Origin of the sequence: Streptomyces sp. NPDC058221, from assembly GCF_042882365.1 — a bacterium.
Taxonomy (GTDB): domain Bacteria; phylum Actinomycetota; class Actinomycetes; order Streptomycetales; family Streptomycetaceae; genus Streptomyces.
The window spans coordinates 63,328-89,527 of sequence record NZ_JBHVWF010000015.1; the positions used below are offsets into that span (position 1 = coordinate 63,328).

Here is a 26,200-nt window from a genome sequence, read left to right on the forward strand (position 1 = left end):
GAGAGCCGGGAAGCGCACGCCGTCGTCCGCGATGCGCGGGTTCGACGGACACCGCCCCACCGGCGGGCTCCTCACCGCGTCCCCTTCCTGGAGGTAACCCTCATGCCCGTCCCGTACCACCGCAGCACCGTGCAGAGCAGGAACGTATGAGCATCCACAAGTCCGCCGACGCCGTGGCGAAGGCGGCGGCAGCCCTGAACGAAGCCGCCCGCACGGGCGTGCCGTGTCCGCCGGTTCGCTCGCTCCTGCCTGAGCAGGACGTCGAGGCCGCCTACGCGGTGCAGCGGTTCCATGTCGAGCGGGGTGTCGCCGCGGGCCGTCGGCTGGTGGGCCGCAAGATCGGCCTGACCTCGCCCGCCGTCCAGCGCCAGCTCGGCGTCGACCAGCCGGACTTCGGGGCTCTGTTCGCCGATATGGCGGTCCCCGAAGGGCAGTCGATCACGCGCGGTCGTCTGATGCAGCCGAAGGTCGAGGCGGAGGTCGCCCTGGTCCTCGGTGCGGATCTGCCGCACGCGGACCCGACGGTCGCCGATCTGCTGCGGGCCACCGCCTTCGCGCTGCCCGCGCTGGAGATCGTCGATAGCCGGATCGCCGGCTGGGACATCACCATCGTCGACACCGTCGCGGACAACGCCTCCTGCGGCCTGTTCGTCCTGGGCGGCACCCCCGTACCGCTGGACCGGGTCGACCTGCGCGCCGTGACGATGAACCTCACCAAAAACGGCGAGACCGTTTCCCGGGGCACCGGCGCCGACTGCCTGGGCAGCCCGCTCACTGCCGCCCTCTGGCTCGCCTCGACGCTGGCCGGCCTGGGGGATCCGCTGGAGGCCGGTGACGTCGTCCTGACCGGCGCGCTGGGCCCCATGGTCGCCGCCACCGAAGGCGACGAGTTCACCGCACACATCGAAGGGCTCGGCGCGGTCAGTGCCGCATTTGCCCCGTCGGTCACACAAGGAGCCGGAGCATGACCACCAAGGTTGCCGTCATCGGATCGGGCAACATCGGCACCGACCTGATGATCAAAGTACTGCGGCTCTCCGAGTCGCTGGAGATCGCTGCCCTGGCGGGCATCGACCCCGACTCCGACGGCCTGGCCCGCGCCCGCCGCCTGAAGGTCGCCACTACGCACGAGGGCGTGAACGGTTTGGTGAAGCTGGACGAGTTCGCTGACGTGTCGATCGTCTTCGACGCCACCTCCGCCGGCGCCCACCTCCGCCATGACGAGGTCCTGCGCGGTCTCGGCCGCACCGTCGTCGACCTCACCCCTGCCGCGCTCGGCCCCTATGTGGTGCCACCGGTCAACGGCGACGCCCACCTGGACGCGCCCAACGTCAACATGGTCACCTGCGGTGGCCAAGCCACCATCCCGATGGTCGCGGCCGTCGCCTCCGTCACCCCGGTCCACTACGGCGAGATCGTCGCCTCGATCTCCTCACGCTCGGCCGGTCCCGGTACCCGAGCGAACATCGACGAGTTCACCGAGACCACGTCCTCCGCCATCGAGAAGGTCGGCGGCGCGGCCCGCGGTAAGGCGATCATCGTCCTCAACCCTGCCGAACCGCCGCTGATCATGCGGGACACCGTGCACTGCCTGGTCGGCGACTGCGACGACGCGGCCGTCACCGCCTCTGTGGAGGAGATGGTCGCCCGCGTGCAGACCTACGTCCCCGGCTACCGCCTCAAGCAGAAGGTGCAGTTCGACCGCGTGGACGCCGACGACCCGCTCCGCTCCCTGCTGCCCGCGGCCTCGCGGACCGGTGGAGCCGCGAAGGTGTCGGTCTTCCTGGAGGTGGAGGGCGCCGCCCACTACCTGCCCGCCTATGCCGGCAACCTCGACATCATGACCTCGGCCGCCCTGCGCACCGCGGAACGCATGGCCGCACACAACTTCACGGAGGTGGCATCGCGATGACCAAGTCCCCCAAGCAGTCCCTCTACGTGCAGGACGTCACCCTCCGGGACGGTATGCATGCTGTCCGCCACCGTTACACCGTCGAGCAGGCCCGCACCATCGCCGGGGCCCTCGACGCCGCAGGAGTCGCCGCGATCGAGATCGCGCACGGCGACGGCCTGTCCGGCTCCAGCATCACCTACGGCGTGGGTTCCCACACCGACTGGGAGTGGATCGAGGCCGTCTGCGGCATCGTTACCCAGGCGATCCCCACCACGCTCCTCCTGCCAGGCATCGGCACCCTGCATGACCTGCGCCAGGCCCACGCCCTCGGTATCCGCTCGGTCCGGGTGGCCACCCACTGCACCGAGGCAGACATCTCCGCCCAGCACATCGCGGCAGCCCGCGAACTGGGCATGGACGTGGCCGGATTCCTGATGATGTCCCACATGGCCGAGCCCGCCCAGCTGGCCCAGAAGGCCAAGCTGATGGAGTCCTACGGCGCACAGTGTGTGTACGTCACCGACTCCGGCGGGCGCCTGACCATGGACGGGGTCCGCGACCGCGTGCGCGCCTACCGCGACGTCCTTGACCCGTCGACCGGTATCGGCATCCACGCGCACCACAACCTTGGCCTCGGGGTGGCGAACTCGGTCGTCGCCGTGGAGAACGGTGTCACCCGCGTCGACGCCTCCCTCGCCGGGCAGGGCGCCGGTGCAGGCAACTGCCCGCTGGAGGCGTTCGTCGCCGTCGCCGACCTGATGGGCTGGGAGCACGGCTGCGACCTGTTCCCGCTGATGGACACGGCCGACGACGTCGTACGCCCGCTCCAGGACCGTGAGGTGCGGGTCGACCGCGAAACCCTGACTCTCGGCTATGCGGGCGTGTACTCCAGCTTCCTGCGCCACGCCGAGGCCGCGTCCCGCCGCCACGGCGTCGACACGCGGGACATCCTCGTCGAGGTGGGCCGGCGAGGGATGGTCGGCGGCCAGGAGGACATGATCACCGACATCGCACTGGACATGGCAGCGAAGCGCCCCGCCGTCTGAATCCGAGGGCGGTCGCGCAGCTGGACTCATCGCGGCGGACACCATCCGGCGGCCCGGCTCGCGTAGCCTTCGTTGAGCGCGCCGGAGGGCTTCGCTCGTGACGCTCCGAGAGCCCGCTCATCTGCCGGAGGGTGGAGAAATGCCCGCTGACCTGGCGTTTCCTCCGTCTCGTTTCGCATGACATCTTTTCGATGACGCATCACGTAAAGAGCGCGGTGCTCGGAAGCCGTCGCTCCTGGTGCAAAGTCCCAGAGAAGTCCCAGAAAGTCCGTCACGCCCCACCTCGCCTCGCATTTGTGCAGGTCAGGAGGGGTGTGACGGTGCTTCTTCTGCAGGCTTTCAGATGTCCCGGAAGATCTCGATCTGCGCCCCCACCGAGTTCAGCCGCTCCGCCAGCTCCTCGTAACCGCGGTTGATCACATACACGTTGCGCAGTACGGAGGTGCCCTCGGCCGCCATCATCGCGAGCAGGACCACCACGGCCGGACGCAGCGCCGGCGGGCACATCATCTCGGCCGCGCGCCACCGGGTCGGGCCCTCGACCAGGACCCGGTGCGGGTCGAGGAGCTGGAGCCGGCCGCCGAGCCTGTTGAGGTCGGTGAGATAGATGGCGCGGTTGTCGTAGACCCAGTCGTGGATCAGGGTCTGGCCGTGGGCCGAGGCGGCGATGGCCGCGAAGAACGGCACGTTGTCGATGTTCAGGCCGGGGAACGGCATCGGGTGGATCTTGTCGATCGGCGCCTCCAGCTTGGAGGGCCGGACCGTCAGGTCGACCAGCCGGGTACGGCCGTTGTCCGCCGCGTACTCCGAAGTACGGTCGCAGTCGACGCCCATCTCCTCCAGTACCGCGAGCTCGATCTCCAGGAACTCGATCGGCACCCGACGGATCGTCAGCTGGGACTCCGTCACGACGGCGGCGGCGAGCAGGCTCATCGCCTCGACCGGGTCCTCGGAGGGTGAGTAGTCGACATCGACGTCGATGTTCGGCACGCCGTGCACGGTCAGCGTGGTCGTGCCGACCCCGTCCACCCGTACGCCCAGGGCCTCCAGGAAGAAGCAGAGGTCCTGGACCATGTAATTGGAGGACGCGTTGCGGATGACGGTGGTGCCGTCGTGCCGGGCGGCGGCCAGCAGGGCGTTCTCGGTCACGGTGTCGCCGCGCTCGGTCAGCACGATGGGGCGGCCGGGTGTGACGGCGTGGTCGACCTGGGCGTGGTAGATGCCCTCGGTCGCGGCAATCTCCAGACCGAACCGGCGCAGCGCGATCATGTGCGGTTCGATGGTGCGGGTGCCGAGGTCGCAGCCGCCCGCGTACGGCAGCTTGAAGTGGTCCATCCGGTGCAGCAGCGGCCCGAGGAACATGATGATCGACCGGGTCCGGCGAGCGGCGTCCGCGTCGATGGCGTCCATGTCGAGCCGGGCGGGCGGGACGATCTCCAGGTCGGTGCCGTCGTTGATCCACCGGGTGCGCACCCCGATGGAGTTCAGCACCTCGAGGAGCCGGTAGACCTCCTCGATGCGCGCCACCCTGCGCAGCACCGTGCGGCCCTTGTTGAGCAGTGAGGCGCAGAGCAGCGCCACGCATGCGTTCTTGCTGGTCTTGACGTCGATTGCGCCGGAGAGCCGGCGCCCGCCGACCACCCGAAGATGCATGGGGCCGGCATAGCCGAGCGACACGATCTCACTGTCGAGTGCTTCACCGATACGGGCAATCATCTCAAGGCTGATGTTTTGATTGCCGCGCTCGATGCGGTTCACGGCGCTCTGGCTGGTGGCGAGCGCCTCGGCAAGCTGGCTCTGTGTCCAGCCCCGGTGCTGACGGGCGTCACGGATGAGCTTGCCGATACGTACGAGGTAGTCATCTGACATATCGAAAGGCTATCTCAGATATGAGATGAGGCTGACGGTGGGGTGTGGTGTTCGGGTGACGGGCGGGTGAAGAGCCGCGCCAAGGAGGTGCGGTACGGGGACACGGAGGCAGCGGGCCTCGGCTGAGCACGGGCACGCCGGTCCGCTTCCATGGTCCACCCGCCGTACGGGTCCGGCACCTGGAGCGCGCCCATCTGAGTGGGCCCCGATGGGCGGGGCTCCGGCCGGGTGGCGGAAAAGGTGTCGCCCAGGCGCGGGGCCGATCGTATGGTCCCGGCATGAAGCTGCTCTCCGTCAACATCGGCCGTCCCCGGCCCAACCCCTGGAAGGGGCTGAGCTCGACCGGAATCGACAAGCGGCCCGTCGACGGACCGGTCGCCGTCACAGCCCCCGGCCCCAAGGGCACCGGCGCGGTCGGCCTCGCCGGTGACCGTGCCTACGACGTGAAGCACCACGGCGGCTCCGACCAGGCGGTCTACGCCTTCGCCCGCGAGGATCTCGACGGCTGGGAGGCCGAGCTGGGCAGGCCGCTCCCGAACGGGGTCTTCGGGGAGAACCTCACCACGCTCGGAGTGGACGTCAACGGCGCCCTGATCGGGGAGCGTTGGCGGATCGGGCCGGATGCGATCCTGGAGGTGTCCTGTGCGCGGCTGCCCTGTGCGACGTTCCAGGGCCGGCTGGGACGTGAGGGCTGGATCGGGCGGTTCACGCAGGAAGCCCGGCCGGGGGCGTATCTGCGGGTGATCGAGCCGGGCGATATCCGGGCCGACGACCCGGTCGAGATCGTGCACCGGCCCGATCACGATGTGACGGTCTCGCTCGTCTTCCGGGCCATGACCGTGGACGGCGACCTGCTGCCGCGGCTGCTGGCCGCCGACGCGCTGCCCGAGGAGGACAAGGAACTGGTGCGCCGACGGGCCGGCGGCTCAGGTCGCGAGCGCCGGTGATGCGGCCTCCCACGCGAAGCCGTCCGGGTCGGTGAACGGGCCGGCGCCGCCGCCGATCGCGATCCGGTGCGATCCGGTGCCGTCGGGGGAGACCCCGACGTCCTTGGCCAGGGCGCGGCGCCGGTACAGCGCCAGCTTGACGGGTCCCGGGCCGGCGGCGAACTCGACGTACATCCTGCTGACGCTCTTCGCCACGGTGAGGCCCCGTTCGACGTAGAACCGCTTGCTCGCGGCCATGTCCTCGACCCCCAGCAGGAGCACGATGTCGTCGATCTCCCGGGTGGCGGGACCGGTGTCCTTCTTCGCCGAGGTCGCGACCTTCCAGATCGTGCCGTCCGGGGCCCGTACGACACCGCCGTAGCCCCAGAAGGACTTGGCGACCGGCTTCAGCGGGGTGGCGCCGGCTTCGACGGCGGAGCCGATGAGAGCGGCGACGGTGGCCGGCTGCGAGACCGTGAGCGAGAGAGTGAACCCGCGGAAGCCGGTCGTGGGTGCCTCGGAGGCCCGCAGGCCCAGCTGCTTGTCCAGACCGAAGGCGGCTGAGTAGAAGTGGTGCGCGGCCGTGGGGTCGGCCACGTCCAGGGTGACGGATTCGATGGATGCCATGTCCGTCACGCTAGTTGTGGCTCCACGGCGGGTGCTTCTCGATTCCTGACCGGTCCGGTCACCTCTTTCACCGCGCAGGCAGGCGGGCCCGTGGCGGTCTGCGCCGCATGGCGCAGGCAGGTGCCGGGCGGCGCCCCGACCAGCTCGGTGAAGCGGGTGCTGAAGGTGACCGGCGGCGAACAGCCGACGGCGAAGCAGCTCTCCGTGACACCCCCACCGCCAAGGAGCAGCAGGGCGTTGGCACGCTCGACACGACGTGCCATCAGATACGCGTACGGCGATTCGCCGTACGCCAGCCGGAACCGGCGGCCCAGGTGCCCGGCGGACATGTTCACACCGCGGGCGAGTGCCTCGACGTTCAGCGGCTGCGCGTACTCCCGGTCGATGCGGTCGCGGACCCGGCGCAGCAGTGCCAGGTCACGCAGCCGCTGTTCGGCGGCGCGTGCCCGGGCCCAAGCGGGGTGACACACCGGAGATCTCCTTCTCGTGCCGATACGCCGATGAGTGGACGAGTGGATGAGCAGACGAGTCGATGGCCGGACCGGTCAGCTGAGCTCCTGGATACGGACCATGTTGCCCGCGGGATCGCGCAGGGCGCAGTCGCGGATGCCGTACGGCTGCTCGGTCGGCTCCTGGACGACCTCGGTGTCGCCCGCCCGCACCTTCTCGAAGGTGCCGTCCAGGTCCCGGGTGGCCAGCAGGATCCAGCCGTAGGTGCCCTTGGCCATCATCTCGGAGATGGTGCGGCGTTCGTCCTCGGTGACGCCCGGGTCGGCAGCCGGCGGTGCCAGGAGGATGGAGGTGTCCGGCTGGCCCGCGGGGCCGACCGTGATCCAGCGCATCCTGCCCTGCCCGACGTCGCTGCGTACCTCGAAGCCGAGGGTGTCGCGGTAGAAGGCCAGGGACGCGTCCGGGTCGTCGTGCGGGAGGACGCTGGTGTGAATGGTGATGTCCATGGCGGTCAGATTAGGCGCGGTCCCGCGCCCGGCGCTTCTCGAATCCTGATCCGGACGACAGGCCCTACAGACGGCGGCCCCAGGCGGAGATCATCGGGGCCGTCGCCAGATCGAGGTCCCCGGTGGCGACGTTCGACAGATGGCGGTCGATGTCCTCGTCGGTCGCGATCCCCGCCGCCACGAGCCGGCCGCGGATCTGCCGGACGGTCGCTGCCTCCAGCACCGTGCAGGCGGGCGAAGTGATGGGGAAGCAGGCGTCCGCCCGCACATCGAGCAGACCGGCCTCACGCAGCAGCCTGGGCAGTGTCCGGCCGTACGCGAGATCGGCGCCGCGCGCGGCCATGAGTTCGCGGAACCCGGACCGCAGGCGGTTGGCCAGCCGCTGCTCGGGACCCGATTCGTCCGGGCACAGCAACGGCTGCAGCCCCGGATCGGCATCCTCCAGGAGCAGCACACCACCGGGTCGCAACGCCTGGACCATGCGGCGCAGCGCCTCGGCGCGGTCGACGACATGCACCAGGACGAGCCGGGCGTGCACCAGGTCGAAACCGCCCGGCGGCGGGGGGTCGGCCGCCACGTCGTGACGCAGGACCTCGACGACGTCGGAGGCGGCGTCCTGGGCCCAGGACACATCGATGTCGGTGCAGAGCACCTGCCCGGTGGTTCCGACCCGCTGGGCAAGACCCTCGGGAACGGAGGGGCCGCCGGCCCCGACCTCCCAGCAGCGCATGCCCTCGGTGATGCCGATCCGGTCGATGTGCCGGAACGTCACCGGGTTGAACAGCTCGGCCAGTGCGCCGAACCGGATCCCCGCCTCCGACTGCTGGTTGTCGAGCAGATACCCGTGATCCCCGCCGTGCTCGGCCATGTCCTGCCCCACTGCCCTTCTCTGTACTGCTTCGGTCGCCTTCGACTGCCGGCCGTCTGCGGACCGCCTCCCGCGTGCGGATCGTCCGCGGGCTCGCAGTCCACCATGCCCCGGCCGGCGGACTCCGGCCGCACCGGCTCGTCGATCCTCACCCATGACGGTGCCCGCCGCCCGGGCGGGGGAGGCGGGCACCGTCATGGGGCGCGGCCCCGGGCGGTCAGACCTGCGTCGGGTCCTTCACGTACGCCGACTCGGCGACGGGCTCCGGCGCGGCGGCCGGCCCGGGCGTGGGGCCGCCCTCGCTGAGGCCGAACCGGCTGTGGAACCTGCGCAGGAGTCCCGGCGCGTACCAGGCGGAGCGGCCGAGCAGCCGCATCGCGGCGGGCACCAGGACGCCCCGGACGGCGACGGCGTCGATGAGGATGGCGAGGCCGCTGCCCAGACCGAACATCTGCATGAAGCTGAGCTCGGCCGTGCCGAAGGCGAAGAAGCTCACCGCGAGGAGACAGGCGGCCGCGCTGACGATGCGTCCCGTGTGACCGAGACCGTTCGTCACGGCGGACACGTTGTCCTCGCCCTGGTCGTGGAGTTCCTTGATCCGGCTCGTGACGAAGACCTCGTAGTCCATCGAGAGGCCGAAGGCGATGCAGAACATCAGCACGGTCATGGACACCTCCATCGGCTGCGCCGTGAACCCGAGCAGGGAGGAGAGGTTGCCGTCCTGGAAGATCCAGGTCATGACGCCGAGGGTCGCTCCCAGGCTGATCACGTTGAGCACCAGGGCGCGCAGCGGCTGCACGACGCTGCCGGTGAACAGGAAGAGCAGTACGAAGGTGGTGAGGGCGACCAGCCCCACCGCGACCGGGAGACGACTGGCGATCGAGTGCTTGGAGTCGACCAGTTCGGCGTCGGTCCCGCCCACGAGGGGGTGCGAGCCGGCGGGCGGGTCGACCGCCCGCACCTCGCCGACCAGGCTCTGCGCCTCGTCCGACTTCGGTGACAGGCTGCTCACCACGTTGACCTGCTGCGCGTCGGGACGGCCGAGTGCGGTGCTGCCGGGGCCGGCCGCAGCGGAGCGTCCGCCGGTGTAGGTCCCGCTACTGGTCTCGACGCGGGCGACGCCCTTGAGCCCGGACAGCTCACTCGCGTACGACGCAAGCGGCGCCTTGGCCACGGAGTTGTCGATGACGACATGGAGGGCGGCGTCGTCGTTGCCGTTGAACTTCTCCTGCAGTACGGAGGACACCTGGCGGCTCTCGGCGCCGTCGGGCAGTACGCGTTCGTCCGGTGTGCCGAAGGTGATGCCGAGGAGCGGGCTCGCCGCCACCAGCAGGACCGCCAGCACGGGCAGCGCGGTGAGCGCCGGCCTGCGCATGACGGTGCCGGCCAGCCGCCCCCACAGGGGGGCCTTGGCGCGGGTGCGCCCCGGGTTCGCCCAGGGCAGCCGCCCGCTGTTGACCCGGTGCCCCAGGACGACGAACAGGGCGGGCATGACGAACAGGGTGCTGAGGGCCGCGATGGCGACGACACCGACCCCCGCGTAGCCGAACGAGCGCAGGAAGTACTGCGGGAAGACCAGGAGTGCCGCGAGCGCGGCCGCCACGGTCGCGGCCGAGAACGCGACGGTACGGCCCGCCGTGCTCACCGTCCGCCGGACGGCGTCCTCCACGCTCGCCCCGGTCGCGAGCTGTTCCCGGAACCTGCTGATCATCAACAGGGCGTAGTCGATGCCGAGGCCGAGACCCAGCGCCGTGGTCAGGTTGACCGCGAAGACGGAGACGTCCGTGGCACTGCCGAGGAGGAACAGCTCCGCGAACGTGCCCGCGATGGCGATGATTCCGATCACCAGTGGCAGCAGGGCCGCGACCGCGCTGCCGAAGACGATCAGGAGCAGGACGAGGGTCAGCGGGACGGCGATGGACTCGGCCAGGACGAGGTCCTCGCCGGACTGCGTCCCCATCTCGCTGGTCACGGCGGCGGCGCCGCCCGCGCGGACCGTGAGCGCGTCCTTGTAGGGGCCGGTGTACGTGTCGATGACGCTCTTGGCGTTCTCGTCCCGCTCGGTGTCGTCACCCTTCACATGGGCGAGGACCATGGCCTCGCGGCCGTCCTCGGAGCGGAGGGCGGGGCTGTCCGTGCCCCAGTACGAGACCACGTTCTCCAGGTGCTGTTCCTTCTTGAGGCCGGCCACCAGGGCCCGGCCGTCGCGCTCGGCCGCCGGTGCGTCGACACGGCCGTCGGAGGCACGGACCAGCAGCACCAGGTTCGTCTCCCCGCCGAACTTCTCGTCGATGACCTTCCCGGCCCGGGTGGACTGCGAGGCCGGGTCGTCGTAGCCGCCCCCCAGCAGCTTTCCGAACGCGCCGGAGCCCAGGACTCCCATCAGGGCCACGGCCACGACGGCGACGACGAGTATCAGCCGGGGCCGGCGAATCGCCAGTTCGGCTATGCGTTCAAACACGCACGTTCTCCTTTGATGTCCATACGGTGAAAACGACGAGAAGCGGCCGGAGTTGACCAGTGAGGTGCCGACGAGGCGCTTCCCGGGGGTCTCTTCGCCCCGTCGGAAGCAGGTGGGTCTGTCGCACTCGTTGTCGCCGTGAGTGACGCTAGCGAGAGGCAAGGGAATTTGGCAGTGTTAGATTTTCCTCACAGTGGGCAACTTTCCGTTGCCCGGCGGGAGATGGCGGCCGTACGGTCGCCGTATGTCTGCCGAGGAACCAGCAACGGCCCCGCTCTCCCTGCGTCAGCGACGCCGGGCCGCCGCCACCCAGGAGATCCTGGACGCCGCCGGGCGCCACATCACCGCACACGGGCCCGCGGCCCTGTCCCTGCGGGCGGTCGCCCGCGATCTCGGGATGACCGTGCAGGCGCTCTACCACTACTTTCCGAGCCGGGATGTCCTCGTCACGGCGCTCATCACCCAGGCGTACGGCGACCTGGCGGATGCCGTGCAGGCCGCCGTCGACACCGCGCCGGACGACGCGGACCTGCCGCGACTGGTGGCCGCGGCCGAGGGCTACCGGCGCTGGGCCATCGAGCGCCCCGAGCACTTCCAGCTCCTCTACGGCACGCCGCTGCGGGACTACGCGGCGCCCACCGACGGGCCGACCACCCGGGCGATGCGCCGGATGAGCGCGATCTTCGAGCGCGAGGTGTTCGGCGGGTTCACCGAGGAGCAGCTTGCCGCGGCCGATGCCCCGGCGCTCTCGCCCTCGCTCCGGACCCACCTGGAACAGCTGCCGCACTACGGGCTCGGCCATCTGCCGCCGCCCGCCACCGCTCTTCTGATGAGCGCATGGGGGCACCTGAACGGCCTTGTCGTACTGGAGGTGTTCGGGCACACCGCGTTCCTCGGAGACCATCAGGCAGAGATCTTCCGCATGGCGATGCGGAACCTCCTGGACGACATCCACCGCCGGATCCCGGTGCACGTGCATGCATCTGACGTCCAGTGAGCCCCGGGGCGTGGTCGCCGTCTCCGGCCGGCCCCTTGGGGGCCCTCTCTCCTCGATAGGGTTCCGTCCGGGTCCCGGTCGCACGGATCGGGACAACGAGCGTCGATTCAAGCGGAGTTGCCACCGGTGCACCGCCGGCGTGGCAGTAACCGGAACGGCGACCGGACCACTGAGTGAGAGGAGCGCCATTCATGCGTGGAGGCAGCATCGCCGTGGTCGGCGGCAGCATAGCGGGGTGTGCCGCGGCCCTGGCCGCGTCGCGCGGCGGAGCCGAGAGGATCACCGTCCTGGAACGCGCGGACGACCGGCTCCGTGACAGGGGAGTGGGAATCGCCCTGCACAGCGACCGGTTCGACGAGCTGAGGGACGCCGGGTACGTGGCCCCCGAGATGCCCTGGGCGCCGCTGAGCCGGCGGGTGTGGAGCGCGCGCGACGGCGAGGCGGACCACGGCCGAGTCGTCGGCGAGCAGCCGTTCCCCTTCCGTGCCTACAGCTGGGGCTCCCTGTGGAGCGAGTTGCGCCGCCGGGTGCCCGACGAGGTCTCCTACCGGTCCGGTGCGGTGGTCACCGGTGTGGAGCCGGACGCCGACGGGGTGACACTGCGGCTGGAGGACGGGCACGAGGAGCACTTCGACGTCGTGATCGGGGCGGACGGGTACCGCTCCGTCGTCCGGGAGGCCATGTTCCCCGGTGCGGACGCGGCGTACGCCGGATACATCGGCTGGCGCGGAACGTCGCAGGACGTGGCGGACCTGCCATCGGACGGACACGACGCGCACAACATCGTCTTCCCCGGCGGCCACTGCATGATCTACCGCATCCCGGACGGCGCCGGCGGCCACCTGCTCAACTGGGTGCTCTACACCACCCCTCCGCAGACCGACGGCCTCCACCCCGACCTGCGGACCCCCACCTCCCTGCCGCCGGGCCGGCTCAACTCGGAACTCACGGCGTACCTGCGCGCCCTGGTGGCCGACAACTTCCCGCCGTACTGGGCGGCCAGGGTGCTCCGCACCCCCGCCGAGACCACCTTCATCCAGCCCATCTACGACCTGGAGGTCCCGCACTACACCTCCGGGCGGATGGTGCTGGTCGGTGACGCCGCCAGCGTCGCCAGGCCGCACATCGGCGGCGGGAGCGTGAAGGCACTCCAGGACGCCAATGCCCTGGAGGCGGCGTGGGTGGCGGGGGACAGCTGGAAGGAGGTCCTGGAGACCTACGACGCCGGGCGCGGCGCGGTCGGGGCGGCCATGGTCGCGCTCGCCCGCAGGATGGGCAGCGCGCAGGTCGAGAACACCCCCGACTGGTCCGCCATGGGCCAGCCGGAGTTCGACGCGTGGTGGCAGAACCAGAACAGCGGCTCCGACCGGCGCAGCGGCTTCGGCGGCCACAGCATCAAGGCCGGCTAGTTCCCGAACGGGACGAGGGCGGTGGCCGCTTTCCGGTCACCGCCCCGCGGCCGAACCGCCCGCGTCCCGCACGGCCGTCGGCGAGAGTTCGAGCGCGGCGTCGAGCGCGGTGGCATCGGCCCGTGCACGCGCGCCGTCCAGGCGCAGCGTCAGCCGCCCCGAGGTGAGAACCGTGAGCGTGTCGGCACACTCGGCCGCCCGGACCGGGCTGGGGGAGACCAGCAGCACGGCGATGCCCTCGCCCGCCAGTGTGGTGACCAGGTCGTGGACCTGCTGGACGAGCACGGGTGCGAGGCCCTCGGTCGGCTCGTCGAGCAGCAGCACGCTCGGCGAGCCGAGCAGCGCCCGGGCCAGGGCCAGCATCTGCTGTTCGCCGCCGGAAAGCGCCGAACCCCGGTTGCCGCGGCGCTCGCCCAGCCGGGGCAGCAGTTCCAGGACACGGGCGGGAGTCCACACGCTGGGGCGCGTGGTGTCGCCGCGTCGCGGCGGACGGTACGACAGCCGCAGGTGTTCGGCGACGGTCAGTCCGGCGAACACGCGGCGGCCCTGCGGCACGAGGCCGATCCCGGCACGGGCGATCCGGTGGGCCGGCTGCCCCGTCACGTCCCGGCCGTCGAGGCGTACGGTGCCGGCTCCGGGACGCATCAGCCCGGCGACGGTGTGGACGAGGGTGGTCTTGCCGGCGCCGTTGTGGCCGACGACGGCGTGCACCGTGCCGGCGGGCACCGACAGGTCGAGCCCGTGCAGGACGGTGCCACCGTGGTAGCCCGCGGTCAGGCCGGTCAGTTCGAGCATCGGGGGCCGGTCATCCTCTCGCTTCGGTGCCGGAAGCGCCGGCGCCGTGGTACGCCTCGCGGACCTCCGGGTGCGTGAGCGCCTCCTGGGTCGGCCCGGTGACGAGTACCCGCCCCGCCGCCAGCACGGTCACCGTCGTCGCGAGTTGGGCGACGACCTCGACATGGTGCTCGACCAGGATGACCGCGACGCTCTCCGGCAGACCGCCGAGGATGCCGAGCAGCCGCCCGATGTCACGGTCGGTCAGCCCGGCCGCCGGCTCGTCCAGGAGCAGCAGGCGCGGGTCGCCCGCCAGCGCGGCGGCGAGGTCGAGCATGCGGCGCTGCCCGTGGGAGAGCGCGGAGGCCGGCCGGTGGGCGAGGTCCGCGAGGCCGACCGTCTCCAGATGACGGCCCGCGGACTCGGCGTGCAGCCGGTAGCGGGACGGGCTGCGCCAGGCGCCCCGGCGCTTCGGATGGTGGGTCCAGCCGGCCAGTACGACATTGTCCAGCACCGTCAACTCGGCTATGACCGAAGGCTGCTGGAAGCTCCGGGCGATGCCCAGACGGCTGCGTCCGGCCGTGGACCTGCGAGTGATGTCCCTGCCGTCCAGCGCGATCGTGCCGTGGTCGGGCCGGTCGGTGCCCGCGATGAGGTTGAGCAGGGTGGTCTTGCCGGCGCCGTTGGGACCGATGACGGCGTGCCGGGCGCCAGGAGGCAGCCGCAGGCTGACGTCGTCCACGGCGGTGAGGCTGCCGTACCTCCGGGTGAGACGGCTGAGGTCCAGGACCGGGGGCGGCGATGCGGCCGTCGGGGCGGGCGTCATGGGGAGACCTTCCCGGCGTGGGTCGGGGCCGGTGCGGACGAGAGCTGTTCGGGCGGCTGCCCGTCCGGCTCCGGACCGCTCGGGCCACCACCGCGCAGGCCGGCCAGACCGCGGGGCAGCAGGTACACGGCGGCGACGAACAGGCCGCCCAGCAGCAGTGGGCCGTGACCGGGCCAGGAACCGGCCACCCAGTCCCGGGTCATGACGATGAGCCCGGCGCCCAGCAGAGCGCCGATCACGGATGTCGTACCGCCGATGACGGCCGCCAGCAGCGCGAACGCGGCGATCTCGAAGCCGACGTCGGCGGGGGAGAGGTACTGCTGGACGGTGACCATCAGCGAGCCGCCGACGCCGGCCAGCGCGCCCGCGCAGATGTGTGCCACGAGCAGATAGCGCCCCACCGGGTGCCCGGAGGCGCGCATCCGGGCCTCGGCGCCCCGGGTGCCGGTCAGCAGCTTCCCGGCAGGGGAGCGCAGCACGAGCAGGGTGACGGCGACGGCGATGACGGCGACGACGAGTGCGTACGAGTAGAGCTCGCTCTCATCGGACATCCCCTCCCCGCTCCACAGCGCCTGTGTGGCCGGGAAGCCGACGAGGCCGTCGGCGCCGCCGGTGGCGGACTTGAACTGGTTGATGACCGCGCCGGTCAGCTCGCCGACGGCCAGCGTGATCATCAGCACGGTGGTGCCGCGGGCCCGGATCACGACAGGACCCGTCACCGCGGAGAAGACCGCGGCCGCGAGCGCCGAGAGGACGATCTGGACCGGACCCATGGTCCACCCGGCGTCCGCGAGATTGGCGGTGGCGTACGCGCCGACGGCGAACGGCGCGGTCTGCCCGAGGGTGGGCAGTCCGGCGTAGCCGGTGAGGATCGTGACACTGACCGCGAGCAGCCCCAGAGCCAGGGCGGACCCGGCCAGCGAGATGCTGTACGAGTCGAGCATCGCCGGCAGCGCGATCAGCACCACCAGCAGTACGAGCAACGGGGAGGCCCGCCGCCACGCGTTGCCGTGCGGAAGCCGTCCGAGACCGGCGAGCACGCTCCTGCCCCTGCCGGGCGGTGGCGCCGCTCCGGCCGAACCCCTGGGCGGGGCAGCGGATGTGGCATCGCCGGACGCTCCCGTCGCACCGTCCGTCCCCGGAGTCACCGCCGGCCGGCGTTCCGTCCCGTCCCGTCCCGTCCGTGCCGCCTCGCGGGGCCGCTGTCGCAGCCGGGCGGCGAGATGGCGGCGGAGCCGGGCAACCGGGTCCGGTGAGGGGCCTTGCGGTCCCTGCGCGGTGGCCGGCTCGGCGAAGCGGGAGCGGAGGGCCAGCACCGCCGCCATCGCTGCGAAGAGCAGGTAGGGCGCCAGGTCAGGCACCACCGAGACCCCCAGCGTCTGCACCTCGCCCACCGCGACCGCTGCCGCGAGCGTCGCCCACAGCGAGCGCAGCCCGCCGAGTACGACCACCACGAGAGACAGCATCAGTACGTTCTCGGACGTGCCGGGCCCGGGACCGATGATCGGCGCCCCGAGCACGCCCGCCGCACCGGCCAGCGCACCCGCAGCCGCGAGCACCCCGGTGTGCACCGCCCGGGGGCTGTGCCCGGTGGCCGCGAGCATCTGCGGGTCGTCGGCGGCCGCCCGTACCGCCGTGCCCATCCGGGTCCGGGTCAGCACCCAGGTGCCGAATGCCGCGAGCAGCACGGCCATCACGATGAAGCCGAGCCGGTACGCGGGGTACCGGTGACCCAGCAACGTCACCGAGGTGTCGAGCGCCTCGGGGACACGCACCGGGAGCTCGTCCGCCCCGAAGAGCTGGATGAGCAGATCACCACCGATCAGGGCGAGCCCGAACGTCAGCAGTGCTTGGGCGAGATGCCCACGCCTGGCAAGCGGCGCCGTCGCGGCGGACAGCGCCGCCCCGGCGGCACACGCCGCCGCGGTTCCGGCGGCCAGCCCCAGGGCGAGGCCGCCCCAGGTGCCGTCGCCCAGTTCGGCCCCCGTGTAGGCGCCGATGGCGTACAGCGTGCCGTGCGACAGATTCAGCACACCGGCGGTGCCGAAGGCGAGGCTCAGGCCGGCGGCGACCACGAACAGCAGCAGCCCGTAGGCCACGCCATCCACCGCCGGTATGACGTGGGCGTCAAGGAGTCCCATCTCAGCTGCCGAGCGTCGCCAGGTCCTGGACCATGACGTTGGCCAGCTGGGCCCCGTCCGGCCGCACCTGACGCAGGTACCAGCTCTGCACCGGGGAGTGCGCCTTCTCGCCGAACTCCCAGGCGCCGCGAGGGCTGTCGATCTGCCCCAGGTCCGCGATGGCCTTGTTGATGGTCTGCGGGGTCACGTCACCCTTCTTCGCCGCGTTGGCGATCGCCTTGTCCAGGACGGAAGCGGCGTCGTACGACGCCATGGCGTACGTGGTGGGCTGGGTGTCGTGCTCGGCGGTCCAGTCGGCGGCGAACTTGCGGTTGGCCTCGTTGTCGAGGTCGGCCGCGTAGTTCAGGACCGAGTAGATGTTCTTCGCCGCGGCGCCCTGAGCCTGGAGCACGCTGCCCTCGGTCACGAAGGCCGTGTACAGCGGCAGATCAGCGACGTCGGACTGGGCGTACTGCTTGGCGAAGTCGATCGCGGCCTTGCCGGCGTAGAAGGAGTACACCGCCTTGGCGTCCGTCTTCGCGATGTCGGCGAAGTAGGGCATGAAGTTCGTGGTCTTCGGGAACGGCGTCCAGGTGGTCTTGCCGCCTGGGTTGGCGAGCTTCCCGCCGACCCGCTTGAACTCCTTGGTGAAGCCGCGCAGTTCGTCGTAGCCGCCCTGGTAGTCCGGGCCGATCGCGTAGACCGGTCCGTCGACCTTCTTCTTGACGTACGGGGCGATGGCCTTGCCCGGCTCGTCGGACAGGAAGCTCGTCGTCCACACGTACTCGAGGTCCTTGACGGGCGGCCGGGCGTTCGACCCCAGGAAGGGGATCTTCGCCTGGTTGACCAGGGGCAGCACCGCGTTGACCGAGCCACCGCTGACGAGGCCCGTCAGCACGTCGACCTTGTCCTTCTTGACCAGCTTGGTCGCGGCGGGAACGGCGGTCGGCGGGCCGTCGCCCTCGTCCGCCACCACGAGCTCGGCCTTGCGTCCGCCCAGCTTGTGGTCGTGGGTGTTCAGGTACAGCTCGAAGCCGGCTCGCAGCTCGGTGCCGACCGGCTCGTAGGTGCCGGACAGCGAGGCGACCAGGCCGACCTTCACCGTGTCGTCGCCACCGCTGTCGCTGCTGCATCCGGTGACGGCGGCCAGGCCGAGGGCGAGGGCGGCGGCGCAGACCGGCCGGATTCTGCGGCGGCGGGTACTGGATATGTCGAAGAACATGGGGGCTCTCATCGGGGAGTGGCGGGAGGGACCGTGCTGGAGCGGGACCGATGTGCGGGGGACAGCGGCGATCAGCGAGCGGGCGGCAGGCTCGCGTCGCGGACCTGGGGAGACAGCGAGTCACCGACCTGGTTGATCAGTTCGGACATCATGTAGCTGACCTCACCGATGTCCGCGTCCCTGGTGGTGGTCACCAGCAGCGAGGCGCCGCTGGAGACGGCCATCGAGAACATGTAGCCGCCCTCCATCGCGGTGAGGCTGTGCTCGACGGGATCGGTGTTCGTCAACTGGGCGGCGGCGGACAGCAGGTTGACGACGCCTGAGGCGATGGCGGCCAGCCGCTCGGCGTCGTCCCGCTCCACCCCGGCGTAAGCCAGCGCGAGGCCGTCCACGGACACGGCTATCACCTGGGTGACTTCCGGGATACGCCCGGCGAAACCGCTCAGGATCCAGCTGAGGTCGGTGGGAGAGGTCATTTCTTGGTCCGTTCGGTGTCGTCGTCGGTGACGGAGCGCCCACGGTGGCTCGTGCTCCTGTTGATCCCCTGGGCGTAGGCCGCCAGGACGTCGGATACCTGCCGGGAGTCCCGGCGGCGGGGCGACGGCTTCGGCGAGCCGGTGCCGGCACGTTGTTCGGTGCCGTCCCGTTTGCCCAGGGTGGGCCACTGCTGGGGCGTGCCGCGCTGCCGCAGGGGCAGCCCCGAGGAGCTCACCGCGGTGGTGCGCGAAGCCGGTTCGTCATGCACGGGATGCGGGGCCGGAGTCGTGCTGTGTTCCCGCTCAGGCGTGGCGGCGGCCACCGAACCGATCGGGGCGTGGTCGGGCCTCGCGCTCTGCAGCGGCTTGCGGACGGGCGGTCCGGGCTGTGTGACCGGACGAGGTGATTCGTAGCGCACACCGCCGCCCTGGCTTTCGGCGCCGCGGTCGTCGCCCGGCGTGCTCGGTGACGGCGGTGTCTCGACCGGGGCCGCGGCAAGCACCTTCGCCGGCAGCGTGACTTCGGCGATGGTGCCGGGGCCGGAGGAGTCGCGCAGTTCGACAACGATGCCGTGCCGCGCGGCGAGCCGTGCCACCACCCGCAGACCCATGGACCGCACGTCTCCGATGCCGGCCTGAGGTTCGCGCAGCGCGGCGTTGTGGACGGCGCGGCGTTCTGCGCTGATGCCCACACCCTCGTCGACGACCTGCACGACGGCGCGGTCCCACAGCCGCCACACGGCGACGCCGACCTGCTTGTCGGGAGGCGAGAACCGGGTCGCGTTGTCCAGGAGTTCCGCCAGGATGTGTGCGACGTCGTGCACGGCGCGGGCGGCTATGCCGATACCCGACTCGACGACACCGAGGGACACCCGGTCGAAACGCTCGATCTGCTGGGCCGCCGCCACGACGACGGTGGAACAGGCGGCGTCGGCCGTGCGGACCCGCGCGTGCCCGTAACCACCCAGTACCAGCAGGCTGTTGGTGTTGCGCTCCATGCGGATGGCGAGGTGGTCGAGGGCGAAGAAGGTCTTCATCCGCGCGGGGTCGGCCTCGTCGCGCTGAACGGTGTCCATCTCGGACACCATGACAGCGGTCAACTGGGCGCCCCTGCGGGCGACACCGACCAGCGTCTCGGCGAACTGCTCGTGGATATGGGCCTGTTGTGCTGCCAGGCGTACGGCCTCGTGGTGGACGGCGTTGAACGCCTCACCGACCTCGCCGATCTCGTCCTTGCCCGTGATCCTGACCGGATTCCCCGTCCGCCGGGCCACATCCTCGGGCGTCGACCCACTGAGTGCGCCCGGCCGGGACAGCTCACTCATCACGGCGGGCAGTCCGGCGTGGGCGACCTCGTGCGCGGCATTGCGCAGATCGCGCAGCCGTCGGATCATCACGCGGCCCAGGCGGATGGCGACCAGGAAGGCTCCGACCAGGGTCAGTACCACCAGGGCGGCCTCGGCCCCGGCCGTCCACATGAGCGTGGTGCGCGCATCGGACACGGTGGTGAAGACGGCCTCGTCGATCCGCTTCTCCACCGAACGCAGCAGTGTCTGACGGTCGTTGAAAGCCTTCTGCCACTTCTTCGGGGCGACATCGATGTCGTTGCCCGTACCGATGCGCCCGATCTCGTCCTCGAGCCGTCGGGCCTCCAGCGCCTTCGCGCCGGAAAGGGTGCGCTCCAGCCAGGTCCGCCACTCGCCGGGGCCGAGGTCGAACAGGACGCCGATCGACTCGGTGTAGCCCAGCCGGCCGGCGTCGAACGTCCGCTGCGACGCGGTCGTGAAGCCGCCTGCGGCCTGCGCCCTCATGACGGTGACCTGCTGCTGGGCCGTGTGCTCGGCTGCTTCGGACAGGGCGGCGGCGGCGCGGATCCGGTCCGCGATGCCGGCGTCGACCCCGTCCGCCTGCGCGATGCCGTCGCGGTAGCTGTTGAGGTCGGCGATCACGATCCGGTAGCCGAAGGCGAGCGCGGAGATGGTGCTGCTGCCCGAGCGCACCTGTGCGCGCAGTGCGGGCATCTCGTCGATGAAGCGCCCGATGCGGTCCAGGGCGCCCTGCGCGCTGTCCGGCACCTCGGACAGATGTCTGGTCCGGCCCTGGAATGCCGTGATGCTCTCGTCGGTCGAGTCGGCAGTCGAGCGGAAGGCGTCCGCATCCCCCTGTTTGGAGACGAGCGCGGTGGCTGCCGCCCGCTCACGCTGTAACCGGTGGGCCAACTCGCCTGCGCTGGAAGCGGCATCGGTCATCGAGGCCAGCCGGTTGGCCTGGAGCGCGTGGTTGGCTGCGGGCGCGAGGGCCAGCACCGAGAAGGTGACGGCCACGGTGAGCGGTGCGGTGACGAGAAGAACGAGGCGACGATTGATTTTCACTGCGCGGCTCCATCGCCGGAACCGGTGCTGAGTATCGGTGACACGCAGATACCTGTTAACGGGTTGTGTGGGGGGTTGCGTGGAGGGTGTCGCTGGGGACGTCGGCACATCATCTGCACCGTTGTGGATGGGGCAGAAGGGGCGGGCGGGGCCCCCGTGGCGCGCCATGATCCTATGCCGTGGGACATCGCTACGGATGGGTACATCGCCGAAATTTGTGCGCACTCAATGGTGCAGGAGTGGTCCAACTCGGTCACATTCGCTCGGATGGCAAACCCTTCCGAGCCGGGCGGATTACCCCGGGAGATGCGGCGGGACCGTGCCTGACCAGCGCACCGGTACTTCACCACCCGTCCGCGCAGGGGCGGGCCGGCCGCTCATGAGACTTTGCGGCGCGCCGACTTGACCGCCGGATCGATCCCCGAATCTCGTTGCGAAAAGGTTAGATCCAGCCGTGCGACGGTGACTTGAGAAAGATTGAAGGTTTGACGTTCCGAACTGCCTTGGATTGCAAGGGCGGTGAGGGCGGATCGGCAGTTCCTACGCCTGCGGCCGCCGCCCCGGAGGGCGCGGGCCGGCCGGTCATAAACGGAAGGGTGTGCTCCGTGGATGCCAGGGCTGTTCGCCCGGGCGTTCCCACGGGGTGGTGAGGACGATCCTTCCGTGCGCCCGGTGGGAGCGGAGCCTCGTGGCCAGCGGTCGCTGCGGGTGCGGGTGCGGGTGCGGGTGCGGGCGGCGGGGACGGGCGCCGGTGTCCGTTGAGGCCGTCCGGCGGTGTCCTGCCGAAGCGTGGCGCTTCTCGGCATGCTGTGTGACACCTGCGGCACAGCCCTTAGGTGACCGGAGGCCCGGCCGCGGCTGCGTAGTCCGGCACCTCCGCGTAGTCGGGCAGCTCGACGCCGTTGATCGCGCGCCCGACCAGCTCGGTGAACCATGCGCCGGCGAAATCGGGGCGCGGCTCGGCGTCCGGCCCGGGGACGTCGCGGCTGCGGGCGTTCAACCGGCCGATCTCCTGGTTGGCCTCGACGAACGAGCGCATCCGCGCCTCGTAGCGGGCGAACCCGGCGTCCGGGTCCCATCCGGCAGCGGCCAGCTCTCCGGCCAGCACGTAGGCACCGACCAGTGCCAGCCCGGTGCCCTGCCCGGACATCGGCGACGAGCTGAACGCCGCGTCCCCGAGCAACCCCACCCGTCCCTTTGACCAGCGCTCCATCACCACCTGGGCGACCTGGTCGAGGTAGAAGTCCGGAGTGTCGTCCAGGTGCGCCAGGATGTCCGGGACCAACCAGCCCAGGCCCGCCATCCGCTCCCGCAGCAGGACCTTCTGGGCTGCGACGTCACGGTGGTCGACGTCGAAGCCGGCCGAGGCGAAGTAGAACATGGCCATCGCCCGGGTGGCGTCCTGGATGGGCCGCAGGAGGGCGGAGCGCCCGGACTCCTGATCCTGGTACTCCAGCAGCCAGCGGTCCAGCCCGAACTCGTTGGGCACGCTGCAGAAGGCCAGCACCTGCCCGAGGTGGCGGAGGAAGCCCTCATGCGGCCCGAAGGCCATCGCTCGCAGCTCCGAGTGCAGCCCGTCCGCCCCGACCACCAGGTCGAAGCGCCGCCGGCTGCCGCCCGCGAAGACCACGTCGACCCCGTCCGCGTCCTGGGCGAGCCCGGCGATTCGGTCGCCGAAGACGTACTCGACGCCGTCGCGGGTGTCGTCGTAGAGCACCTGGGACAGGTCCCCGCGCAGGATCTCGATGTCCGCGATGAACCCGTCGCCACCGTCGTCCTCGGCACGGAAGGTCTCCAGCACCTGTCCGCCCGCGTCCACGGTGTGCGCGCCGGCGGTGTCGGTGCACGCCGCGCGCACCGCCGCGTCCAGCCCCATGCGCCCGATGACCTCCTTGGCCACCCCGCGCGCGTCCACCGCCTGCCCGCCGGGGCGCAGCTCGGGAGCCCGCTCCACCACGGTCACCTCGGCCCCACGCCGGCGCAGCCAGTGGGCCAGCGCGGGTCCCGCGATGCTCGCCCCCGCCACCAACACCCTGGGACGGCTCGCCCGCGCCCCCTGACCGCCCGCCCGGATCGCGTGCCCCCGGTCGGAGTCGTCGACGCTCATCACAGCCTCCGTCTGCTTCCTCCTGCGCGGGAATGTCCCCGGCGCAGGCCCACCACTGTCGGTGTATCCAGCCGTATCGACCACGGATCCGCGCAAAACTCATCGGTCGCGGCAGACGCTGATGGGAAACGCCGGATCTGCGTGCGGCACTGTGAGACGTCGAAAGGTCCAGCGGGGGCGGACAGCCGGCCCGGGCCACTCAGGCTTTCGGTGAGACGAAACGGCGGGCCATCAGGCTTCGGTGACCTCGCGCGGCCTTCGATGACACAGCGCAGGCACGCCCTGACATGACCGTTCCCCGGTGATGTACTAGAGTTATCTCGACATCGAGATATATGCCGAAGGCGCACAGCGGGCCGCCGCACAGTAAGGGTTACCTAACTAATCCATACCTTAGCGGATGGCCGGTTCGCCGAAGGCGGCACCACGCGGCGCCCGCCGAAGTGAGGCGCGGCGCGGAGTTACGCGCACATTGATGAAGGAGACTGTCGTGTCGGCGAACAGCTTCGACGCCCGCAGCACGCTGCGCGTGGGCGACGAGTCGTACGAGATCTTCAAGCTGGACAAGGTCGAGGGCTCCGCGCGCCTCCCTTACAGCCTGAAGGTGCTGCTGGAGAACCTGCTCCGCACGGAGGACGGCGCGAACATCACCGCCGACCACATCCGGGCGCTCGGTGGCTGGGACTCCCAGGCTCAGCCCAGCCAGGAGATCCAGTTCACGCCGGCCCGCGTGATCATGCAGGACTTCACCGGTGTGCCCTGTGTCGTGGACCTCGCCACCATGCGTGAGGCCGTCAAGGAGCTCGGCGGTGACGCGACGAAGATCAACCCCCTCGCCCCGGCCGAGCTGGTCATCGACCACTCCGTGATCGCCGACAAGTTCGGCACGAACGACGCGTTCGCGCAGAACGTCGAGCTGGAGTACGGCCGCAACAAGGAGCGCTACCAGTTCCTGCGCTGGGGCCAGACCGCCTTCGACGAGTTCAAGGTCGTCCCCCCGGGCACCGGCATCGTCCACCAGGTCAACATCGAGCACCTGGCCCGCACGGTCATGGTCCGGGGCGGCCAGGCGTACCCCGACACCCTCGTCGGCACCGACTCGCACACCACCATGGTCAACGGCCTGGGCGTGCTGGGCTGGGGCGTCGGCGGGATCGAGGCCGAGGCCGCGATGCTCGGCCAGCCGGTCTCCATGCTCATCCCGCGCGTCGTCGGCTTCAAGCTGACCGGCGAGCTCCCGGCCGGCACCACTGCCACCGACCTCGTGCTGACCATCACCGAGATGCTCCGCAAGCACGGCGTCGTCGGCAAGTTCGTCGAGTTCTACGGTGAGGGCGTCGCCGCCACCTCGCTCGCCAACCGCGCCACCATCGGCAACATGTCGCCGGAGTTCGGCTCCACCGCGGCGATCTTCCCGATCGACGACGAGACGCTGAAGTACCTGCGCCTCACCGGCCGTGACGCGCAGCAGGTCGCGCTCGTCGAGGCGTACGCCAAGGAGCAGGGCCTCTGGCTCGACCCGGCCGCCGAGCCGGACTTCTCCGAGAAGCTGGAGCTCGACCTCTCCACGGTCGTCCCCTCCATCGCCGGCCCGAAGCGCCCGCAGGACCGCATCGTTCTCGCGAACGCCAAGGCGCAGTTCGCCCAGGACGTGCGCAACTACGTCTCGGACGACGAGGAGGCGGGCAAGGAGTCCTTCCCGGCCTCCGACTCGCCGGCCGCGCACAACGGCGTCCCGTCGAACCCGGTCACCGTGACCGCCCCCGACGGCACGTCGTACGAGCTGGACCACGGCGCCGTCACCGTCGCCGCGATCACCTCCTGCACCAACACCTCGAACCCGTACGTCATGGTCGCCGCGGCGCTCGTGGCGAAGAAGGCCGTGGAGAAGGGCCTGACCCGCAAGCCGTGGGTCAAGACCACCCTCGCCCCGGGTTCGAAGGTCGTCACCGACTACTTCGACAAGGCGGGCCTGACCCCGTACCTCGACAAGGTCGGCTTCAACCTCGTCGGCTACGGCTGCACCACCTGCATCGGCAACTCCGGCCCGCTGCCGGAAGAGGTCTCCAAGGCGGTCAACGACCACGACCTGGCCGTGACCTCGGTGCTCTCCGGCAACCGTAACTTCGAGGGCCGGATCAACCCCGACGTCAAGATGAACTACCTGGCGTCCCCGCCGCTGGTCGTCGCGTACGCCATCGCCGGTTCGATGAAGGTCGACATCACCAAGGACGCCCTCGGCGTCGACCAGGACGGCAAGCCCGTCCACCTGGCGGACATCTGGCCGTCCGAGGCCGAGGTGAACGACGTCGTCGCCAACTCCATCGGCGAGGACATGTTCAACAAGTCCTACCAGGACGTCTTCGCGGGCGACGCCCAGTGGCAGGCGCTCTCGATCCCGACCGGCAACACCTTCGAGTGGGACGCCGAGTCGACGTACGTCCGTAAGCCCCCGTACTTCGAGGGCATGACGATGGAGACCACCCCGGTCTCCGACATCACGGGCGCCCGCGTCCTCGCCAAGCTGGGCGACTCGGTCACCACCGACCACATCTCCCCGGCCGGTGCGATCAAGGCCGACACCCCGGCCGGCAAGTACCTCACGGAGCACGGCATCGAGCGCCGTGACTTCAACTCCTACGGCTCGCGCCGCGGTAACCACGAGGTCATGATCCGCGGTACGTTCGCCAACATCCGCCTGCGCAACCAGATCGCGCCGGGCACCGAGGGCGGCTTCACCCGCGACTTCACCCAGAGCGACGCGCCGGTCTCGTTCATCTACGACGCCTCGCAGAACTACCAGGCCGCCGGCACCCCGCTGGTCATCCTGGCGGGCAAGGAGTACGGCTCCGGCTCGTCCCGCGACTGGGCGGCCAAGGGCACCGCGCTCCTGGGCGTCAGGGCCGTCATCGCCGAGTCCTACGAGCGCATCCACCGCTCGAACCTCATCGGCATGGGCGTCCTCCCGCTCCAGTACCCCGAGGGCCACACCGCCGAGTCCCTGGGCCTCACCGGCGAGGAGACCTTCTCCTTCACCGGCGTGACCGAGCTGAACAACGGCACCACCCCGACCACGGTCAAGGTCACCACCGACACCGGTGTGGAGTTCGACGGCGTCGTCCGCATCGACACCCCCGGTGAGGCGGACTACTACCGCAACGGCGGCATCCTGCAGTACGTGCTCCGCAGCCTGATCCGCAAGTAGGGATCAGCGGCAGTACGGCGAGAGGGCCGCACCCCCGGCGACGGG

At 70.6% G+C, this 26,200-nt stretch carries 20 protein-coding genes; 7 read left to right on the forward strand and 13 right to left on the reverse strand.

All coding sequences use genetic code 11. The features are described from left to right. Positions 1 to 146: 146 nt before the first annotated feature. From mhpD to dmpG, 3 genes are read left to right on the forward strand one after another with little or no spacing between them, the layout of a single operon-like run. Positions 147 to 968 carry a 2-keto-4-pentenoate hydratase gene (gene mhpD, locus ACFVW8_RS07830; protein ID WP_389687187.1) on the forward strand — a complete coding sequence of 274 codons (822 nt, stop codon included), beginning with the start codon at positions 147 to 149 and terminating at the stop codon, positions 966 to 968. Continuing rightward, the gene (locus ACFVW8_RS07835) at positions 965 to 1,912 is read left to right on the forward strand and encodes an acetaldehyde dehydrogenase (acetylating) (protein WP_389687189.1); all 948 of its coding nucleotides are present in this window, start codon (positions 965 to 967) and stop codon (positions 1,910 to 1,912) included. The genes mhpD and ACFVW8_RS07835 overlap by 4 nt, the downstream gene beginning before the upstream one ends. After that, positions 1,909 to 2,940 (forward strand): 4-hydroxy-2-oxovalerate aldolase, encoded by a 1,032-nt coding sequence (gene dmpG, locus ACFVW8_RS07840; RefSeq protein ID WP_389687191.1) that lies wholly within the window; start codon positions 1,909 to 1,911, stop codon positions 2,938 to 2,940. Before ACFVW8_RS07835 ends, dmpG begins: the two co-directional genes overlap by 4 nt. A 339-nt stretch (positions 2,941 to 3,279) precedes the next feature. Here the strand turns inward: dmpG and ACFVW8_RS07845 are convergent, their stop codons facing one another. Further along, positions 3,280 to 4,809, reverse strand: coding sequence for a helix-turn-helix domain-containing protein (locus ACFVW8_RS07845; RefSeq protein WP_389687193.1), 1,530 nt, complete (start codon positions 4,807 to 4,809; stop codon positions 3,280 to 3,282). A 278-nt stretch (positions 4,810 to 5,087) separates the two neighbouring features. On the opposite strand from ACFVW8_RS07845, the gene ACFVW8_RS07850 reads away from it, so the two are divergent. Beyond that, positions 5,088 to 5,756: an MOSC domain-containing protein gene (locus tag ACFVW8_RS07850; protein ID WP_389687195.1), complete on the forward strand. Its 669-nt coding sequence runs from the start codon at positions 5,088 to 5,090 to the stop codon at positions 5,754 to 5,756. On the opposite strand, the gene ACFVW8_RS07855 is transcribed toward ACFVW8_RS07850, so the two are convergent. The 5 genes from ACFVW8_RS07855 to ACFVW8_RS07875 all read right to left on the reverse strand — a co-directional run bounded on the left by ACFVW8_RS07855 (position 5,736) and on the right by ACFVW8_RS07875 (position 10,647). Beyond that, entirely contained in the window at positions 5,736 to 6,362 is a 627-nt protein-coding gene (locus ACFVW8_RS07855) for a glyoxalase (RefSeq protein WP_389687197.1), read from the reverse strand. The two genes, ACFVW8_RS07850 and ACFVW8_RS07855, sit on opposite strands and share 21 nt — an antisense overlap. Positions 6,363 to 6,367: 5 nt before the next feature. Then, the gene (locus tag ACFVW8_RS07860) at positions 6,368 to 6,832 is read right to left on the reverse strand and encodes a helix-turn-helix transcriptional regulator (protein WP_389687199.1); all 465 of its coding nucleotides are present in this window, start codon (positions 6,830 to 6,832) and stop codon (positions 6,368 to 6,370) included. A 75-nt stretch (positions 6,833 to 6,907) separates the two neighbouring features. Beyond that, complete coding sequence (locus tag ACFVW8_RS07865; protein WP_389687201.1) at positions 6,908 to 7,318, reverse strand: VOC family protein; 411 nt, start codon at positions 7,316 to 7,318, stop codon at positions 6,908 to 6,910. A 64-nt stretch (positions 7,319 to 7,382) separates the two neighbouring features. Next, positions 7,383 to 8,186 (reverse strand): class I SAM-dependent methyltransferase, encoded by an 804-nt coding sequence (locus ACFVW8_RS07870; RefSeq protein ID WP_389687203.1) that lies wholly within the window; start codon positions 8,184 to 8,186, stop codon positions 7,383 to 7,385. 217 nt (positions 8,187 to 8,403) lie between these two features. Further along, a complete protein-coding gene (locus ACFVW8_RS07875; RefSeq protein WP_389687205.1) occupies positions 8,404 to 10,647 on the reverse strand; it encodes an MMPL family transporter in 2,244 nt (747 codons plus the stop codon). 244 nt (positions 10,648 to 10,891) lie between these two features. Here ACFVW8_RS07875 and ACFVW8_RS07880 point away from each other — a divergent pair, with 244 nt between their 5' ends. Further along, positions 10,892 to 11,644: a TetR/AcrR family transcriptional regulator gene (locus tag ACFVW8_RS07880; protein WP_389687207.1), complete on the forward strand. Its 753-nt coding sequence runs from the start codon at positions 10,892 to 10,894 to the stop codon at positions 11,642 to 11,644. 191 nt (positions 11,645 to 11,835) lie between these two features. Then, the gene (locus ACFVW8_RS07885) at positions 11,836 to 13,053 is read left to right on the forward strand and encodes an FAD-dependent monooxygenase (RefSeq protein WP_389687209.1); all 1,218 of its coding nucleotides are present in this window, start codon (positions 11,836 to 11,838) and stop codon (positions 13,051 to 13,053) included. A 36-nt stretch (positions 13,054 to 13,089) separates the two neighbouring features. Here the strand turns inward: ACFVW8_RS07885 and ACFVW8_RS07890 are convergent, their stop codons facing one another. The 7 genes from ACFVW8_RS07890 to ACFVW8_RS07920 form a co-directional block, all read right to left on the reverse strand. Continuing rightward, the gene (locus ACFVW8_RS07890; protein WP_389687211.1) at positions 13,090 to 13,848 is read right to left on the reverse strand and encodes an ABC transporter ATP-binding protein; all 759 of its coding nucleotides are present in this window, start codon (positions 13,846 to 13,848) and stop codon (positions 13,090 to 13,092) included. A 10-nt stretch (positions 13,849 to 13,858) separates the two neighbouring features. Then, positions 13,859 to 14,653 (reverse strand): ABC transporter ATP-binding protein, encoded by a 795-nt coding sequence (locus tag ACFVW8_RS07895; RefSeq protein ID WP_389687213.1) that lies wholly within the window; start codon positions 14,651 to 14,653, stop codon positions 13,859 to 13,861. Then, entirely contained in the window at positions 14,650 to 16,794 is a 2,145-nt protein-coding gene (locus ACFVW8_RS07900) for a branched-chain amino acid ABC transporter permease (RefSeq protein ID WP_389687215.1), read from the reverse strand. Before ACFVW8_RS07900 ends, ACFVW8_RS07895 begins: the two co-directional genes overlap by 4 nt. 1 nt (position 16,795) lies before the next feature. Continuing rightward, the gene (locus ACFVW8_RS07905; RefSeq protein WP_389687217.1) at positions 16,796 to 17,995 is read right to left on the reverse strand and encodes an ABC transporter substrate-binding protein; all 1,200 of its coding nucleotides are present in this window, start codon (positions 17,993 to 17,995) and stop codon (positions 16,796 to 16,798) included. Positions 17,996 to 18,066: 71 nt separating this feature from the next. Next, positions 18,067 to 18,471, reverse strand: coding sequence for a roadblock/LC7 domain-containing protein (locus ACFVW8_RS07910; protein ID WP_389687220.1), 405 nt, complete (start codon positions 18,469 to 18,471; stop codon positions 18,067 to 18,069). Next, positions 18,468 to 20,843 (reverse strand): nitrate- and nitrite sensing domain-containing protein, encoded by a 2,376-nt coding sequence (locus ACFVW8_RS07915; RefSeq protein WP_389687222.1) that lies wholly within the window; start codon positions 20,841 to 20,843, stop codon positions 18,468 to 18,470. Before ACFVW8_RS07915 ends, ACFVW8_RS07910 begins: the two co-directional genes overlap by 4 nt. Positions 20,844 to 21,675: 832 nt before the next feature. Continuing rightward, a complete protein-coding gene (locus ACFVW8_RS07920) occupies positions 21,676 to 22,950 on the reverse strand; it encodes an FAD-dependent monooxygenase (protein ID WP_389687224.1) in 1,275 nt (424 codons plus the stop codon). 490 nt (positions 22,951 to 23,440) lie between these two features. Here ACFVW8_RS07920 and acnA point away from each other — a divergent pair, with 490 nt between their 5' ends. Further along, positions 23,441 to 26,155: an aconitate hydratase AcnA gene (acnA, locus tag ACFVW8_RS07925; protein ID WP_389687226.1), complete on the forward strand. Its 2,715-nt coding sequence runs from the start codon at positions 23,441 to 23,443 to the stop codon at positions 26,153 to 26,155. The last annotated feature ends 45 nt before the right edge of the window (positions 26,156 to 26,200 follow it).